This is a genomic window from Janthinobacterium sp. GW460-12-1-14-LB5 (genome assembly GCF_059423585.1).
In genome coordinates, this window is the sequence record NZ_JBWKYD010000026.1 from 57622 (window position 1) to 73436 (window position 15815).

The 15815-nt window shown below is 62.1% G+C and carries 13 protein-coding genes; 8 read left to right on the top strand and 5 right to left on the bottom strand.

Annotated elements, in window-relative coordinates:
- The first annotated feature begins 60 nt into the window (after positions 1-60).
- From AC07X6_RS23430 to AC07X6_RS23445, 4 genes are all read left to right on the top strand, one after another.
- The gene (locus tag AC07X6_RS23430) at positions 61-1059 is read left to right on the top strand and encodes an HpcH/HpaI aldolase/citrate lyase family protein (RefSeq protein WP_474292145.1); all 999 of its coding nucleotides are present in this window, start codon (positions 61-63) and stop codon (positions 1057-1059) included.
- A 13-nt stretch (positions 1060-1072) separates the two neighbouring features.
- Positions 1073-1627, top strand: coding sequence for a hypothetical protein (locus AC07X6_RS23435; protein ID WP_230542182.1), 555 nt, complete (start codon positions 1073-1075; stop codon positions 1625-1627).
- Between the two features lie 88 nt (positions 1628-1715).
- On the top strand, positions 1716-4436 hold the full coding sequence (gene acnA, locus AC07X6_RS23440; RefSeq protein WP_494792543.1) for an aconitate hydratase AcnA: 2721 nt from the start codon (positions 1716-1718) through the stop codon (positions 4434-4436).
- 213 nt (positions 4437-4649) lie between these two features.
- Entirely contained in the window at positions 4650-5903 is a 1254-nt protein-coding gene (locus AC07X6_RS23445; protein WP_230542183.1) for a DUF2863 family protein, read from the top strand.
- 258 nt (positions 5904-6161) lie between these two features.
- Here AC07X6_RS23445 and AC07X6_RS23450 read toward each other — a convergent pair whose 3' ends face one another.
- Together AC07X6_RS23450 and AC07X6_RS23455 are read right to left on the bottom strand one after the other, a co-directional pair.
- On the bottom strand, positions 6162-6626 hold the full coding sequence (locus AC07X6_RS23450) for a CYTH domain-containing protein (RefSeq protein ID WP_230542185.1): 465 nt from the start codon (positions 6624-6626) through the stop codon (positions 6162-6164).
- Positions 6627-6638: 12 nt separating this feature from the next.
- Positions 6639-7760: a M14 family metallopeptidase gene (locus AC07X6_RS23455; protein ID WP_494792544.1), complete on the bottom strand. Its 1122-nt coding sequence runs from the start codon at positions 7758-7760 to the stop codon at positions 6639-6641.
- Between the two features lie 302 nt (positions 7761-8062).
- On the opposite strand from AC07X6_RS23455, the gene AC07X6_RS23460 reads away from it, so the two are divergent.
- Positions 8063-8725, top strand: coding sequence for a TetR/AcrR family transcriptional regulator (locus AC07X6_RS23460; RefSeq protein ID WP_230542187.1), 663 nt, complete (start codon positions 8063-8065; stop codon positions 8723-8725).
- Between the two features lie 96 nt (positions 8726-8821).
- Positions 8822-9193 (top strand): hypothetical protein, encoded by a 372-nt coding sequence (locus AC07X6_RS23465; protein WP_230542188.1) that lies wholly within the window; start codon positions 8822-8824, stop codon positions 9191-9193.
- Positions 9194-9260: 67 nt separating this feature from the next.
- Here the strand turns inward: AC07X6_RS23465 and scpC are convergent, their stop codons facing one another.
- Entirely contained in the window at positions 9261-10757 is a 1497-nt protein-coding gene (scpC, locus tag AC07X6_RS23470) for a succinyl-CoA:acetate CoA-transferase ScpC (RefSeq protein ID WP_494792545.1), read from the bottom strand.
- Positions 10758-10917: 160 nt separating this feature from the next.
- Between scpC and AC07X6_RS23475 the strand changes: the two genes are divergently transcribed.
- The gene (locus AC07X6_RS23475) at positions 10918-11811 is read left to right on the top strand and encodes a LysR substrate-binding domain-containing protein (RefSeq protein WP_099400290.1); all 894 of its coding nucleotides are present in this window, start codon (positions 10918-10920) and stop codon (positions 11809-11811) included.
- Between the two features lie 51 nt (positions 11812-11862).
- Here the strand turns inward: AC07X6_RS23475 and fucP are convergent, their stop codons facing one another.
- Positions 11863-13164 carry an L-fucose:H+ symporter permease gene (gene fucP / locus AC07X6_RS23480; RefSeq protein WP_230542191.1) on the bottom strand — a complete coding sequence of 434 codons (1302 nt, stop codon included), beginning with the start codon at positions 13162-13164 and terminating at the stop codon, positions 11863-11865.
- A 435-nt stretch (positions 13165-13599) separates the two neighbouring features.
- Between fucP and AC07X6_RS23485 the strand changes: the two genes are divergently transcribed.
- The gene (locus tag AC07X6_RS23485) at positions 13600-13833 is read left to right on the top strand and encodes a DUF3563 family protein (protein WP_230542192.1); all 234 of its coding nucleotides are present in this window, start codon (positions 13600-13602) and stop codon (positions 13831-13833) included.
- 215 nt (positions 13834-14048) lie between these two features.
- On the opposite strand, the gene AC07X6_RS23490 is transcribed toward AC07X6_RS23485, so the two are convergent.
- Positions 14049-15755 (bottom strand): lactate permease LctP family transporter, encoded by a 1707-nt coding sequence (locus AC07X6_RS23490; RefSeq protein WP_494792546.1) that lies wholly within the window; start codon positions 15753-15755, stop codon positions 14049-14051.
- Between the last annotated feature and the right edge of the window lie 60 nt (positions 15756-15815).

A 15815-nucleotide genomic window follows, 5' to 3' on the forward strand; every position in this document is an offset into this window, starting at 1 on the left:
CCCCCCCCCCGCGGCCCGACTGTTTATCAAGTAGTTTTTACCTGCAGAAATGCCTTAAGCATGCACCCTTCCGAGGTTTTATTCCAAGGCAAACGCCAGCCGCTGTTGCTCGCCGCTTGCGACCACTACGCCGGCTCCGAAAAGCTGATGCGTAAATCGATTGCTTTGCAACAAGAGCTTGGGCCCCTGTTCGACATCACGTTCGACTGCGAAGACGGCGCCAGCGCCGGCAATGAAGAGTCCCACGCCCACATGATCGCCGGCCTGCTGGCCAGCGACGACAACCAGTTCAACCGCATCGGCGTGCGCGTGCACGACGTCGACAGCCCGTTTTTCGCGCGCGACGTGGAAATCATCTGCGGCGCCGCATCGCGCCTGGCCTACATCGCCGTACCCAAGGTGGGCGGCGTGCAGGATGCCATGCTGGCCATCGACCTGATCAACCTGCACGCGCGCCGCGCCGGCCGCGACAACCTGCCCGTGCACATCCTGATCGAGACGCATGGCGCGCTGCGCGACGCCTATGCGATCGCCGCCCTGCCCCAGGTCGAATGCTTGTCGTTCGGCATCATGGATTTCGTCTCGGCCCACTACGGCGCCATTCCCGCCGCCGCCATGCGCACGCCAGGCCAGTTCACGCACCCGCTGGTGGTGCGCGCCAAGCTGGAAGTGGCCGCCGCCTGCCATGCGCACGGCAAGGTGCCGTCGCATAACGTGACGACCGACGTGCGCGATTCGGCCGTGGTGGCGAATGACGCCCAGCGCGCTACGGCAGAGTTCGGCTATACGCGCATGTGGAGCATCCACCCGGACCAGATCAAGCCCATCATCAAGGCCTTCACGCCGCGCCTGTCCGAAGTCAACGAGGCTAGCAACATCCTCAATGAAGCGCTGCGCGCCAACTGGGGACCGATTGCGCAAAATGGCCGCTTGCACGACCGCGCCAGCTACCGATATTATTGGACCGTTTTGCAACGCGCCAAACTGGCAGGCCTCGGTCTGCCCGAGGCGGCCGCTGCATTGCTTAACGCCCCCTCTTCCAGCACCACTGAAAACTGACAGGAATTACACGATGTCCCTCTCCAAATTAGCCATTGCCTGCAGCGTCGCGCTGGGCGCCATGACCCTCACGCTGGCGCCAGCCAGCTTCGCTGCCACGGACACCAAGGAAGCGGCAAACGCCAAGGCGGTCAAAGCCAAGGCCAAGCCGAAGGCCAAGGCCACCAAGGCCGCCGCCAAGGAAGCGCATCCGCTCGCCATGTCCGTGGTCGACAAGGAAGAATCCGACGAACCGGACACCGCTGGCTCGGCTTCCACCGATTTCAATTGTGAACTTGGTAATAAAATTACCATCTACACCAATGCGACCGACGACAAACACATCGCCCTGCGCTGGAAGAAGCGCCTGCACCGCCTGAGCCGCGTTGGCACCACCACCGGCGCCAACCGCTTCGAGAACCGTTTGTATGGTCTCGTCTGGATCGGCATCCCGGCCAAGGGCATGCTGCTCGATTCCAAGCAGGGCCGCCAGTTGGCCAATGAATGCAAGGATGCGGAGCAAGCCAAGCCGGCGGCAGTGGTGGAAGCCGCGCCATCGCTGGGCGTGCTGCCGGCGACCGGCGGCTGATGTGAGCAGCAAGGGCCTCTTCGGGGGCTCAGTCATGTTTTGTAATTTGAATAATCAATAAATAGACGATACCCAACAAGGAGAGGTCATGTCCCGCAACACTCTGAACACGCTCAAGGACTTTAATATTTCGGACAGCAAGAAGGGCAAGCTGTACTCCCTGCCTGCGCTGGAAAAAAGCCTGGGCATCAATGTCTCCCGCCTGCCAGTGTCGATTCGCATCGTGCTCGAATCGGTATTGCGCAACTGCGACGGCAAGAAAGTCACCGAAGAACACGTCAAGCAATTGGCGAGCTGGGGCCCGACCGCCGAGCGCACCGACGAGATCCCGTTCGTAGTGGCGCGCGTCGTGCTGCAGGACTTCACCGGCGTACCGCTGCTGGCCGACCTGGCCGCCATGCGCAACGTGGCCGCCAAGATGGGCATCAACGCCAAGAAGATCGAACCTCTGGTGCCGGTCGACCTGGTGGTCGACCACTCGGTCACCATCGATCACTACCGCGAAAAGAAAGCGCTGGACCTGAACATGAAACTGGAATTCTCGCGTAACAACGAGCGCTACCAGTTCATGAAATGGGGCATGCAGGCATTCGACACCTTCGGCGTCGTGCCACCGGGCTTCGGCATCGTCCACCAGGTGAACCTGGAATACTTGGCACGTGGCGTGCACCACGCAGGCAAGAAAGCCGGCGACGTGTACTACCCTGACACCCTGGTTGGCACCGACTCGCACACCACCATGATCAACGGCATCGGCGTGGTCGGCTGGGGCGTGGGCGGCATCGAGGCGGAAGCCGGCATGCTGGGCCAGCCGGTCTACTTCCTGACGCCGGACGTCATCGGCGTGAACCTGTCGGGCGCGCTGCGCGAAGGCTGCACCGCTACCGACCTGGTACTGACCATCACCGAACTGCTGCGCAAGGAAAAAGTCGTCGGCAAGTTCGTCGAATTCTTCGGCGAAGGCACTGAGTCCTTGACCCTGACGGACCGCGCGACGATCGCCAACATGGCACCGGAATACGGCGCGACCATGGGCTTCTTCCCCGTCGACGAAGCGACCATCGACTACTTCAAGGGCACCGGCCGCAGCAAGGCTGAAATCGCCGCGTTCGAAGGCTACTTCAAGGCGCAAAACCTGTTCGGCGTGCCAAAAGCGGGCGACATCGACTACACCCGCGTGGTGGAACTGGACCTGGCCACGGTCGCTCCGTCGCTGGCCGGCCCGAAACGCCCGCAAGACCGTATCGAAATCGGCAACGTCAAGGCCAACTTCGCCGAACTGTTCGCCAAGCCAACCTCGGAAAACGGCTTCAACAAGAATCCGGCCGACCTGGCTGCCGTGTACGAAACGACGAACGGCGTGAAAGTGTCGAACGGCGACGTGCTGATCGCCGCGATCACCTCGTGCACCAACACATCGAACCCGAGCGTAATGCTGGCTGCCGGCCTGCTGGCCAAGAAAGCCGTGGAAGCCGGCCTGAAGGTCGCGCCGCACATCAAGACATCGCTGGCCCCTGGCTCGCGCGTCGTGACCGAGTACCTGACCGCTGCCGGCCTGCTGCCGTACCTGGAAAAACTGGGCTTCGGCGTGACCGCCTACGGCTGCACCACCTGTATCGGCAATGCGGGCGACCTGACGCCTGAGCTGAACGCAGCGATTGCCACGCACGACATCGTCGCGTCGGCCGTACTGTCGGGCAACCGCAACTTCGAAGCACGTATCCACCCGAACATCCGCTCGAACTTCCTGGCTTCGCCACCACTGGTCGTCGCCTACGCCATCGCCGGCAACATGACGCGCGACCTGATGACGGAACCAGTCGGCAAGGGCAAGGGCGGCAAGGACATCTACCTGGGCGACATCTGGCCGACCTCGGCTGAAGTCTCGGCCATGATGAAGTTCGCCATGAACGCCAAGGTGTTCAAGGACAACTACGCGGACGTCAAGGGCGCGCCAGGCAAGCTGTGGGAAAAAGTCACCACCGTCTCCGGCCAAGTCTACAACTGGCCGAAATCGACCTACATCGCGGAACCACCGTTCTTCGACAACTTCTCGATGACGCCAGCGGCAGTGGCCACCGGCATCGAAGGCGCGCGCGCACTGGGCGTGTTCGGCGATTCCATCACCACCGACCACATCTCGCCAGCCGGCTCGATCCAGGAAAACGGTCCTGCAGGCAAATGGCTGAAGGAAAACGGCGTCCTGAAAGCGGACTTCAACTCCTACGGCTCGCGTCGCGGCAACCATGAAATCATGATGCGCGGCACGTTCGCCAACGTGCGCATCAAGAACCGCATGATCCCTGCCAAGGCAGACGGTTCGGCGGTCGAAGGCGGCATCACGATCCACCAGCCTTCCGGCGAACAAATGTCGATCTACGACGCAGCGATGAAATATGTTGCTGAAGGCACGCCAACCATGGTCTTCGGCGGCGAAGAGTACGGTACGGGCTCGTCGCGCGACTGGGCAGCCAAGGGCACCCAGCTGCTGGGCGTGAAAGCCGTGATCACCCGTTCGTTCGAGCGCATCCACCGCTCGAACCTGGTGGGCATGGGCGTGCTGCCGCTGCAATTCATCGGCGACGACAGCGTGCAGACGCTGGGCATCACCGGCAAGGAAACCTTCGACCTGAAAGGCCTCGAAGGCGAAATCAAGCCACAGCAACTGGCTACCCTGGTGATCCACCGCGCCGACGGCAGCAGCCAGGAAGTCAAAGTCCTGCTGCGCATCGATACGCCGATCGAAGTCGATTACTACAAGCACGGCGGTATCCTGCCATTCGTGCTGCGTCAACTGCTGGCCGAGTAATCAGCCCAGCTGTGAGGTAAGATAAAAGCGCCGGTTCCGACCGGCGCTTTTTTTCGTCCGCAGCATCCGTTTTTCCTTGAAATTTCGACTATTGGCATGATCTAAGGACAGCTTACGTATTGCGTGCGGCTGAATCCTCTACAATACGGTTATAAGGGTTTATCATTGTTTGACTGATCCATTTTTTTCACTTTCCGAGACTCTTATCCCGCTATGCGTCGTCCTTCCAAAGATTCATCCCATAAACTGACTGCCGACAGCCAGCGCCTGGTCACCTTTGCCCAGGCGATCGTACAGGCAGCCAGCCGTCTCGAAGAGCGGTCCTGGGAACACAGCCTGGATACGCAGCTCCAGAAATTACTCAAAACCGGCCACCAGGACACCATCGACAACACCCTGGGCAGCCTGTTCAAGGAAGACTTGAACGCCTACGACGTGCTGATGGACTGCGTTGAAGCCGTCAGCGAATCGACCGTCATCACGCATGAAGACGTGCGCTACGACGCCCTGCTGGTCGCCGTGCCCATCCTCGCGTGGACGCGCTTTTCCATCGCTTCCGGCCCCATGGCCGGCGACGCGCACGGCGTGCTGTCGGCGCATTTCGCCGCCCACCTGCTGGCCGATGGCACGAAGATGGCCATGGCGCCCACCCTGTACTCGATCGACCAGTTGCCGCGCAGCCACGTCGAAACCTACGCCAAGACGCAGAAGCTGGCGCAAGCCGCGCTGAAAGGCACGGCCGTCAAGCCCTCCAGCAAAGAGGCGGAAACGGCGCCCTTCCTGGCCGACACGCGCTACCTGCTGGTGGCCGTGGTGGCGCCAGCAGGCGCGCCGCTGTTCCGCTGGCAGACGCCGGCCAGCCAGCTCGACTTCATCGCCGAGCGCAGCGCCGCCCTGGAACAATGGCGCACGCAGGCGACGCCGACCATCGCCCGCCTGCTGCCCGGCTGCGGCCTGGAATTGCTGCTGCCGGAAGCGTATTACGTGGCCTGCCGCGAAGCGGACAAGCTGATCCGTCCCGTCTCCGTGCGCGCCGCCGTGCACTACCTGACGCACACGCTGGCCATCGAGCCGTCGGAATTGCGCGCCGTCATCGCCGGCTTCGGCGAGGAAGCGGCCGATGGCCAGGTGGACGAGTACCGCATCGCCTTCACCCTGCGCCAGGCGCCGGACGTCATCTACGGCATCGTCTGGCCCCTGTACGGCCAGGAAGACGAGGATGGCACGCCGATCGAAGGCCTGATCCAGGTCGGCATCGCCGCGCTGGACAAGCAAAAGACACCGGTCGATGAGATTATCGAGCATCTGAACGCTGCCGGCGTGACGCAGATCAAGCGCCATGCGGAACGTTTTGTCGGAGAGTATTGCGACGACTGCGGCGCACCGCTGTTTGCCGACCCGGTCGGCGAGCTGGCGCATGCGGAAATGCCGGAAGATACGCCGCAAGGAACCGAGCATTTCCATTGATCTGATGACACACTCTTCAAACCTACTGCGCAGCCCACTCTCGGGTCGGCGTTACTCGCTGTACCTTTAGTACAGCTGCGTTACTCAACCCGATATCGGGCTTGCTCGCTACGGTTTGAAGAGGTGTCGATGCAATGGTTGAAAGGCAGACCGCAAGTCGGATTAGCCGGAACGGCGTAATCCGACAACAGCGTTGGCCCATAAAAAAGGCGGAACCCCGGTTCCGCCTTTTTCATTTCAACGTCATTTAAAACACTATCACCACTGTGAAAACGGGTGGCGGATCAAATTCGCGTTGTAATAGCGCGCATCGCCCGACACTTCCGCGCCTATCCATTCCGGCTTCTCGAAGGGCTGGTCTTCCGACGCCAGTTCGATCTCGGCCACGAGCAAGCCCGCGTTGGCGCCAAGAAACTCGTCGACTTCCCACACCATGCCCGCGTGTTCGATGCGGTGGCGGTATTTTTCGATCAGCGGCTGTTCGCACAGGCCATCGAGCAATTCGACGGCGTCGGCCAGCGGAATCGGATACTCCCACTCGCCGCGCGACGCGCCCACGTTGGCGCCCTTGATGGTCAGCATCGCCTGTTCGCCTTCGATGCGCACGCGCACCACGCGCTCGCGCGCCGACGACAGATAGCCCTGGCGCAGCAGTACCGCCTGGCCAAGGCCGCGCCAGGCGTCGCCGGCCAGCAGGAATTTACGCTCGATCTCGATTCCCATGAACAACGCCGATCAATCGAGCGACAGCAGGATAGGCTGCAGCATGGCCGCACCCAGGGCCGCGCTGCGCGCGCCGTTCCAGCCCACGGCCGGATCGGGCAAGTCGGCGTTTTCCTTGAACGGCATTTCCAGCGTCAAGGCCAGGCAGCCGAAGTGGTGGCCGATGTATTTCGACGCCAGCGTCAGCATGTCCGACTTGTACTTGCTGGCCGCATAGCCGAACTTGTCCTGGAAGTCGGGGCTGGCCTGCTTGTAGCGCTCGATGAAGGCCTTCTGGTGCGCCGCTTGCGCCGGCGTAAAGTTTTCCAGCATTTCGTTGCCGGCCACAAAGTTGTACGGCAGCGCTTCATCGCCGTGGATGTCGAAGAACATGTCGACGCCCGTTTCGTGGATCTTGTTCTTCACGCACAGCACTTCCGGGCTGGACTCCAGCGATGGCGTCATCCATTCGCGGTTCAGGTTGGCGCCTGCCGCATTCGTGCGCAGGTTGCCGCGAATCGAGCCGTCCGGGTTCATGTTCGGCACGATGTGGACCACGGCGCGCTGCAGCAGTTTGCGCGCGATCGGGTTGGCATCGTCCAGCAGCGAGTCGATCAGGCCTTCGACGAACCATTCGGCCATCGATTCGCCCGGATGCTGGCGCGCGATGACCCAGATTTTCTTTTCCGCCTGCGGGTTGCCGATGGTCACCATGTTCATGTCGCGGCCGTCGACCGTGCTACCCAGGTCGGACACGCGCGCCAGCGGGTGCTCGGCCACTTCGCCCAGCAGGCGCAGATGGCGTTCCCACGAATACGGCTCGAAATAGGCGTAGTACACGCTGTCGAGTTCCGGCGTGTGCGAAATCGTCATAACCTGGCCATCGAACGCCGTCGGCACGCGGAACCAGTTTTCGCTGTCGTAGCTGGCCACGGCCTGGTAGTCTTCATAGCCGGCCGGATAGGTGGCCTGGCCCGCGTTCAGGAAGCGCATCGTGCACGCCTGACCACGCGCGCCCTGCAGGCGGAAATGGAACCACTGGTGGATGTCGGCGTGGCTATCCTTGCGCAAGTTCAGGTCGATGGCGCCGGCACTGGTGGCGTTCACCACCTCGATGGCGCCCGAGTCGAAGTTCTGGCTGATTTTAATGGTCATGTAATGATCCCGTCCGAATGTAAGTGTTCCGGCGTTGCCTCGTGGGCCACCGCCGTCGCGCTAAAAAACGCAGTGTAAGCTATCCCGCTATTTTCCGCCCTTTGGCCCCATTCGCAAAGCCTGGTCCGGCGATTTATGCACCAATCCGGGGCATCGATGGAAAAGTGCCGGGCAAAAGCGCGAAAAATCGGTCAGCTGTTGCATCTGCCGGACAAAAAACTGAATTGTAACAATGCCTGACACATTGGCAGCGCATCGCCACCCTATAATTCTTGCTTTCATAGAGTCGCCAGGAAAGAGTCGTGGACAAGAAGTTAACTAACATCCAGGAAAGAAAGTTACGCGAGGCTCAGGCGCGGCGCGAGCACATCATCGACGTCGTCAAGGATCTCATCAAGAAGGGCGGCGCGCGCGCCGTTTCCATCCGCAAGGTGGCTGAGGCGGCCGGCTTTTCCACCACCGTCGTCTACGCGCTGTTCCGCGACAAGGCCACCCTGATCGCCCAGGCCATGGACAAGGACTTGCTGGAACTGGTACGCGCCATGCGCACGGCCTGCGCCGGCAGCGACGACCCGTGGCAGCGCATCGCCCTGGTCGGCCGCGCCTACATCGAGTACGGCTTCCAGCACCCGGACGAGTACTCGCTGATCTTCATGGAGCTGCGCCCGCATGCCGAGCTCGACGCCGTGGAAGTCGAACACGGCAATATCGAGCAGGATCCATACGCCTACGCGCTGCACCTGTTCGGCGAGCTGGCGCAAACGGGCCAGGTACGCCACGACGAGCCGGCGCTGCATACGATGACGCAGATCTTCTGGCAATCGCTGCACGGCCTCGTGTCCCTGCGCATCGTCATGGATGCGGGCGACCCATGGACGCCACACCCGGAAATGAACGCGCATATCGACGACTTGCTGGCCGTCGTCACGGCAGGCATCCGGCTGCGCTTTGCACCGGTTTCCTGACGTTTGATCCAGCGCAAACCGCCCGGACAGAAAAGGCGGACAGTAGAGTGAAGCCGCCTGCGCTGGTGCAGCGCGGCTCGCGCGAAGGAGTGCGAGATGAACGATGCCTATGCCACGGACCGGCTTGACAAACAGCAAAGCGCGAACAATGCTGTACGCATGGAAGCGCGCCTGACAAAACTGGAAACGGACCGGGAACATGACCGGCAATGGTTCAAGACCCTGGAACAGCGTCTTGGCGATGGCCTGGACAAGGTGCGCACGGAGTTGCGCGACGAATCGCAGTTGCTGCGCGCCGACCTGACGCAATTTCGCGGCGACCTGCGCGGCGACTGCCACGCCTTGCGCACGGAACTGGGCGACATCCGCAAGCACATGCATACCCACTTCCTGTGGTTCATGGGTATACAGGCCACCACCACGTTTGCCCTGCTGGGCCTGGGCGCCAAGGCGCTGCATATGTATTGAATAGTGAATAGTGAAAAAGGCAGGCGCGGTGCTGCCCGCCCTGCCCTGTGTTTGCGCTGACGCAAACTTACTGCGCTGCCAGCATGCTCTGCGTTTCCTGATAGCGCGTATGCCACGACAGCGCCTGTTCCAGGAGGTGCGGCGTATGGCCGCCGCGCTGGCATGCCGCGTCGTAATACGCGCGCAATTGCTCACGGTAATCGGGATGCGTACAGCGCTCGATGATCAGCGGCGCCCGTTCGCGCGGCGCCAGGCCGCGCAAGTCCGCATAGCCCCACTCCGTCACCAGCACGTCGACGTCGTGTTCCGTATGGTCCACATGCGACACCATCGGCACCACGCTGGAGATGCGCCCGCCCTTGGCCGCCGATTTCGACACGAACATCGACACTTGCCCATTGCGCGCAAAGTCGCCCGAGCCGCCGATGCCGTTCATCATATGCGTGCCGCACACGTGCGTGGAATTGACGTTGCCGTAGATATCGAACTCGAGCGCCGTGTTCAGGGCGATGATGCCCAGGCGGCGCACGATTTCCGGGTGGTTGCTGATCTCTTGCGGGCGCAGCACGATTTTCGAGCGGTAATGGTCGATATTGTCCATCAGCTTTTGATGCACGCCAGCCGACAGGGTGATCGACGAGGCCGAGGCAAACGCCAGCTGGCCCGAGTCGAGCAACTCGATGGCGCTGTCCTGCAGTACTTCCGAATACATCGTCATGTTCTGGAAGGGCGAACCGATCAGCCCATGCAGCACGGCGTTGGCGATGGTGCCGATGCCCGCCTGCAGCGGCAGCAATTCCGGCCCCATGCGCCCGGCCGCCACTTCGCCTTCGAGGAAAGCGATCACGTGGCCGGCGATCGCCTGCGTTTCCGCGTCGGGCGGCAAGGCGTTCGACGGGCTGTCGGGGCTGTCCGTGATGACGATGGCGGCGATGCGGGCCGGATCGATGGCGATGGCCGTGCTGCCCAGGCGCTGGTCCACGCGCGTGAGGGGTATCGGTTCGCGGCCCGGCAAGGTTTGCGGAATATAAATGTCGTGCAAGCCTTCCAGCGCCAGCGGCGTGGACAGGTTGATTTCGATAATGACTTGTGTTGCCTGCTGGGCGAACGCGGCGGAGTTGCCCACCGACATGGTCGGGATGATGGCGCCGGCCGCCGTGATGGCCGTCGCTTCGATGACGGCGATGTCGACGGCAGCCAGGTTACCCGAACGCAACTGCTCGGCCGTTTCCGACAGATGCTGGTCGATGAACATGACTTCGCCCTTGTTGATCTTGCCGCGCAGAACCGGGTCGACCTGGAACGGCATGCGGCGCGCCAGCACGCCCGCTTCGGCCATCAGGCCGTCGCTGCCGTTGCCCAGCGAAGCGCCCGTGATCAGGGTCAGGCTCAACGGGTCTTGCAAAGCGCGCTCGGCCAGTGCGCGCGGCAGGGCCTTGGCATCGCCGGCACGGGTAAAGCCGCTCATGCCGACACGCATGCCGTTGTGGAACAATTTGGCTGCCTCATCGGCGCTCATGATTTTGCTGAGCAGGCCTGGGTGGCGGATACGGTCCTCGTACATCGTGATGCTCCTGATATTCTTAATATTCTCAAACTGGATGGCTGTCATACACCAACCCCATAAGTGGATTCAGTATAAAATCCCGGCCATATGCATGGCATGAATTAATTTCGCCACATCCAGTCGATATTTTCATGCCGCGCCACTGCCGAGCACCCTCTTGGATATCCGTTCCCTGCGCTATTTCGTGGAAACCGTGCGCCTGTCGAGCTTTACGCAGGCGGCCGAATCTCTGCACCTGACCCAGTCCACCATCAGCAAGATGGTGCGCCAGCTGGAAGACGAGGTGGGCGCGCAGCTGCTGGTGCGCGACGGGCGCAAGCTGACCCTGACGGACACGGGCCGCATCGTCTACCAGCACGGCCAGGAGATGCTGGCGAACATGCGCCAGCTGACCCTGGAAGTGCGCGACACCCAGGCCTTGCAGCGCGGCAGCCTGACGGTCGGCATCCCGCCCATGATCAATGTGCTGTTTACGCCCGTATTAAAAGCCTTCCGCGCGCGCCATCCCCACATCAGCCTGACCCTGCAGGAAGACACGGGCCAGCAGATCGAGCGCAAGGTGGCGGCCGGCGAGCTGGAAATCGGCATGACGGTGCTGCCGGCCGACCCGGAACTCGACCTCGTGGCCGTGGAAGTGGCCAGCTACCCGATCTGGGCCCTGGCCGAACCGGGCACGTTCCAGAAAAACCGCACGACACTGCCCTTCAAGGCGCTGGCAGACTTGCCGCTGGTGTTATTGAAAGATGATTTCGCCCTCACGCGCAGCCTGCGCCAGCATTTCGCGCAAGCGGGCTTCACGCCGACGATTGCGGCGCAGAGCGGCCAGTGGGACTGGCTGGTGGCGATGGCCTCAGCGGGCCTGGGCGTGGCGCTGCTGCCCGAGCCGTTCATCCACCGCCTGGCCGGCGAACCACTGGAAGCGGTACGCATCGTCGAGCCGGAAGTGGCGTGGCAGGTGGCGCACGTCTGGAGCGGGCGCTATCTGTCGCACGCGGCGCGCGCCTGGCTCGAGGTGTGCCAGGACGTGCTGGGCACGCAATTCGCGCACTGACGTAAAAAAGGGTGGCCGAGGCCACCCTTTATGCTGATAACGCTACCTTGCTTACTTGGCGTCGTCGTTGTACATGCTGGCATATTTCCAGCCGAAGTACAGAATGAAGGTGTAGCACAGGGCCGGCACGAGGAAGGACAGCTGCAGGTTGATATGGTCGGCCAGGAAGCCCTGGATGAACGGCACGATGGCGCCGCCGACGATGGCCATGCACAGGATGCCCGAACCTTGGCCCGTTTGCGCGCCCAGCTTGTTCAGAGCCATGCTGAAGATGGTCGGGAACATGATGGAGTTGAACAGGCCGACGGCGATCAATGCCCACATGGCCGTATGACCGCTGGAGAACACGGCGACAAGGATCAGCGCGATGACGACGGCGGCGTTGAAGGCCAGCGTCTTGCCCGGGCTGACATAGCGCATCACGGCAAAGCCGACGAAGCGGCCCAGCATGGCGCCACCCCAGTAATAGCTGACGAAATAGGCGGCGTCGGCGTGGCTGAGGCCCGCGATATGGCTCTCGCCCAGGAAGTTGATCAGGAAGCTGCCGATGCTCACTTCTCCGCCCACGTACAGGAAGATGGCCAGCGCGCCCAGCACCAGGTGGCGGTGCGACCAGATCGAGACCTTGTGGCCATCCTGCGCCAGGGCGGCCGCATCGTCCGCATGCGAAATCTTCGGCAGCTTGGCCAGCGCGAACAGCACGGCCAGGATCACCAGGGTGGCGGCCAGTACCAGGTACGGGCCCTGCACGGAAGCGGCTTCCTTGGCGCGGTAGGCCAGTTGCTCGGCCGCCGGCAGCAGGTCGAACTGCTGCACCGTCAGCACGGTGCCGGACAAAATCAGCATGCCGCCCAGGGCCGGTGCCACGGTGGTGCCCAGCGCATTGAAGGCCTGGGTCAGGGTCAGACGGCTCGACGCCGTCTGCGGGTCGCCCAGTTCCGTCACGTACGGGTTGGCCGCCACCTGCAGCACGGTGATGCCGGCCGCCAGGATGAAGAAGGACAGCAGGAACAGCGCATAGCTGCCGGTGGACGCCGGGTAGAACATGGCGCAGCCGGCGGCTGCGATCAGCAGGCCGGCAACGACGCCGCGCTGGTAGCCGATTTTCTTGATCAGCATGCCGGCGGGCAGCGAGACGATGGCGTAGGCGCCAAAGAAGCAGAACTGCACCAGCATCGCCTGGACATAGGTCAAGGTGTAGATCGAGCGCAGATGGGGAATCAGCACATCATTGAGCGAGGTCAGCAGTCCCCACATGAAAAACAGTACCGTGACAATGATCAGGGCGCCTGTATTGTTTTGCGTGCCGGCCTGCGCGGACTGGACGCCCTGGCCTTGCTTTACGTATTCCATACCTTCTCCATTTTTCAATTCCAAGTTGATCTTGCCAGGCATGGAAACGTTTCCATCCAGGCAGCACCAGGACGCGCAAGCGCCACGCAGATATCAGCGTGGGCCATGACTGCCATCAGCGATACGGGGGCAGGCATGGCAATCTTGCGCGCGGCAGGCGCACGGCCGACCGTTTCTCGTCAGAACGATGTCTTGTGGGCGCGGCACGCCTGCGGGCTGCGTTTGAAAACAACATCCAGGACAAAACAGTTTTGTAGTAAAACTACGATACTGCGCCGGCATTATGCCTTAAAGCCCCGTATTGCGCAGCTTTCCCGCCAGTTATCTCAAAAATGAATAGCTGACATTTGAAATCAAAAGTAGCCTTATAACTTGGAATTGGTATACTTGTGTTGCAGTGCAGCACAACGCGGCACGCCACACAAGGAGTCTGCCATGTCTACCGCATTTACCTACCACACCACGCAAAGCAGCAATATCGTCGCCACCCTGGTGCACGCCGCCAAACGTCTTGGCGCCTGGCTGAACCAAAGCAGCGACCGCCGCGAACGCGCCTACGAAGAAGCCTATCTGGCCGAATCGACCGACCGTTACGATCTGGAATACCGCATGCGCGAACTGGCCCGTGCCAACCCGCAGCCAAGCTGGATGAGCGGCCTGAGCCGTTAATGTTGAGCAAGAAGTAAGCAGCGCCAGCAAGACCATCGCCAGCCCCATCCTGCTCGCCCCGCGCTTGAGCACAGGATGGGTAAGCGGCAGCAGGCGGCCGCCCGGCATGACGCCGGGAAGCGCCACGATGCTGCAGTGCATCAGGTCATTTTCATGACCCTCTGCACGTTTTACTATCAATTCATCTAGTTTTACTACGTACTTCTACGGACCGCTCAATGCGGAATCATGCCGGTGAACACGTACGCCTGCAGCATGGTGATGATGCCGATGATGACGGCAAACAACAGGCTGTGCTTCAAGGTAAAGCGGAACAAGTCCGATTCCTTGCCAACCAGGCCCGTTGCCGCGCAGGCGACGGCGATCGACTGGGGCGAGATCATCTTCGCCGTCACGCCGCCCGTCGTATTGGCCGCCACCATCAAGGTGTCGGACACGCCGATCTGGTGCGCCGTGGTGTTTTGCAGTGAACAGAACAGGGCGTTCGACGAGGTGTCGGATCCCGTCAGGAAGACGCCCAGCCAGCCCAGGAATGGCGAGAAGAACGGGAAGGCGGCGCCGCTGCCGGCCAGCAGCAGGGCCAGGGTGGACGACATGCCCGAGTAATTGGCAACAAAGGCAAACGCCAGCACCAGGCCGATCGACAGCACGGGACGGCGCAATTCCACCACGGTTTCCACGAAGGCCTTGACGCCATCGCGCGGCTTCATGCGCAGCATCAGCATCGACAGCACGGCCGTCAGCAAGATCGCCGTGCCCACGGCCGACAGCAGATCGAGCTTGAACACGGCCTCATACGCCTTCGGCTCCGCCACGATGGGCATCGTCTTCATCACCAGTTTATCGAGGTAGGGCACGTGGATCTTGATGACCAGGCCAGACAAGGCGCCGCCGGCTGCAAACAGGGCCTTGAAGCCGGGCAGGCTCCACACGGTGACGATGGCCGTCAACAGGCCGAACGGCGCCCAGGCGCGCATGGTCTGCGCCGTCGTGTAGGGAGAAGCGGCGCGGTTGCCGCCGCCGCGCAGGTCCGCAGCACCGCCCGCGCCGCCAAAACCGGACAATGCAGCCGTGCCGCCGCCGACGGCATGGGCCACTTTCGCATTCTTCGGCTGCCACACTTTCAGGAACAGGGTCAGCGACACCAGGCTGACGAGGGCCGAGGTGATGTCCGGCAGTTCAGGGCCGATATGGTTCGACGTGAAATACTGGGTGACGGCAAAGCTGAAACCCGTCACCAGCGCGGCCGGCCACACTTCGCGCACGCCGCGGAAACCATCCATCATGAAGACCAGCCAGAACGGCACCAGCAGCGACAGCAGCGGCAGCTGGCGGCCCGCCATGGCGCCGATCAGGAAGGGGTCAATGCCCGTCACCTGGCCCGCCACGATGATGGGAATGCCCATGGCGCCAAAGGCCACGGGGGCCGTATTGGCGATCAGGCACAGTCCCGCGGCGTACAGCGGGTTGAAACCCAGGCCCACCAGCAGCGCCGAGGTGATGGCCACGGGCGCGCCGAAGCCGGCCGCCCCTTCCAGGAAGGCGCCGAAGGCAAAGCCGATCAGCAGCACCTGCAGGCGCTGGTCGTCCGTCACCGACAGCACGGAGGCGCGGATGATGTCGATCTGCCCCGTCTTGACGACGATTTTATACAGGAAGACGGCCGTGACGATGATCCAGGCGATGGGCCACAGGCCATACGCGAAGCCGTAACCGGCCGCCGCCAGCGCCTGCGGCACGGGCATGCCGTAGGCGAAAATCGCCACGGCCAGCGCCAGCGCCAGGGTGACGGCGGCCGCCACGTGCCCCTTGATGCGCAGCGCCGCCAGGGCGATGAAGAAGAAAATGATGGGCACGGCTGCCGCCAGCGACGACAGCCACAAGCTGCCGAGCGGTGTATAAAGTTGGGTCCAGGTTTGCATGTCGGGTCTCCTCCGGTGGATGCGGGTTGAGTAAAAAACGGCTTTTGATGTAATTGTGTG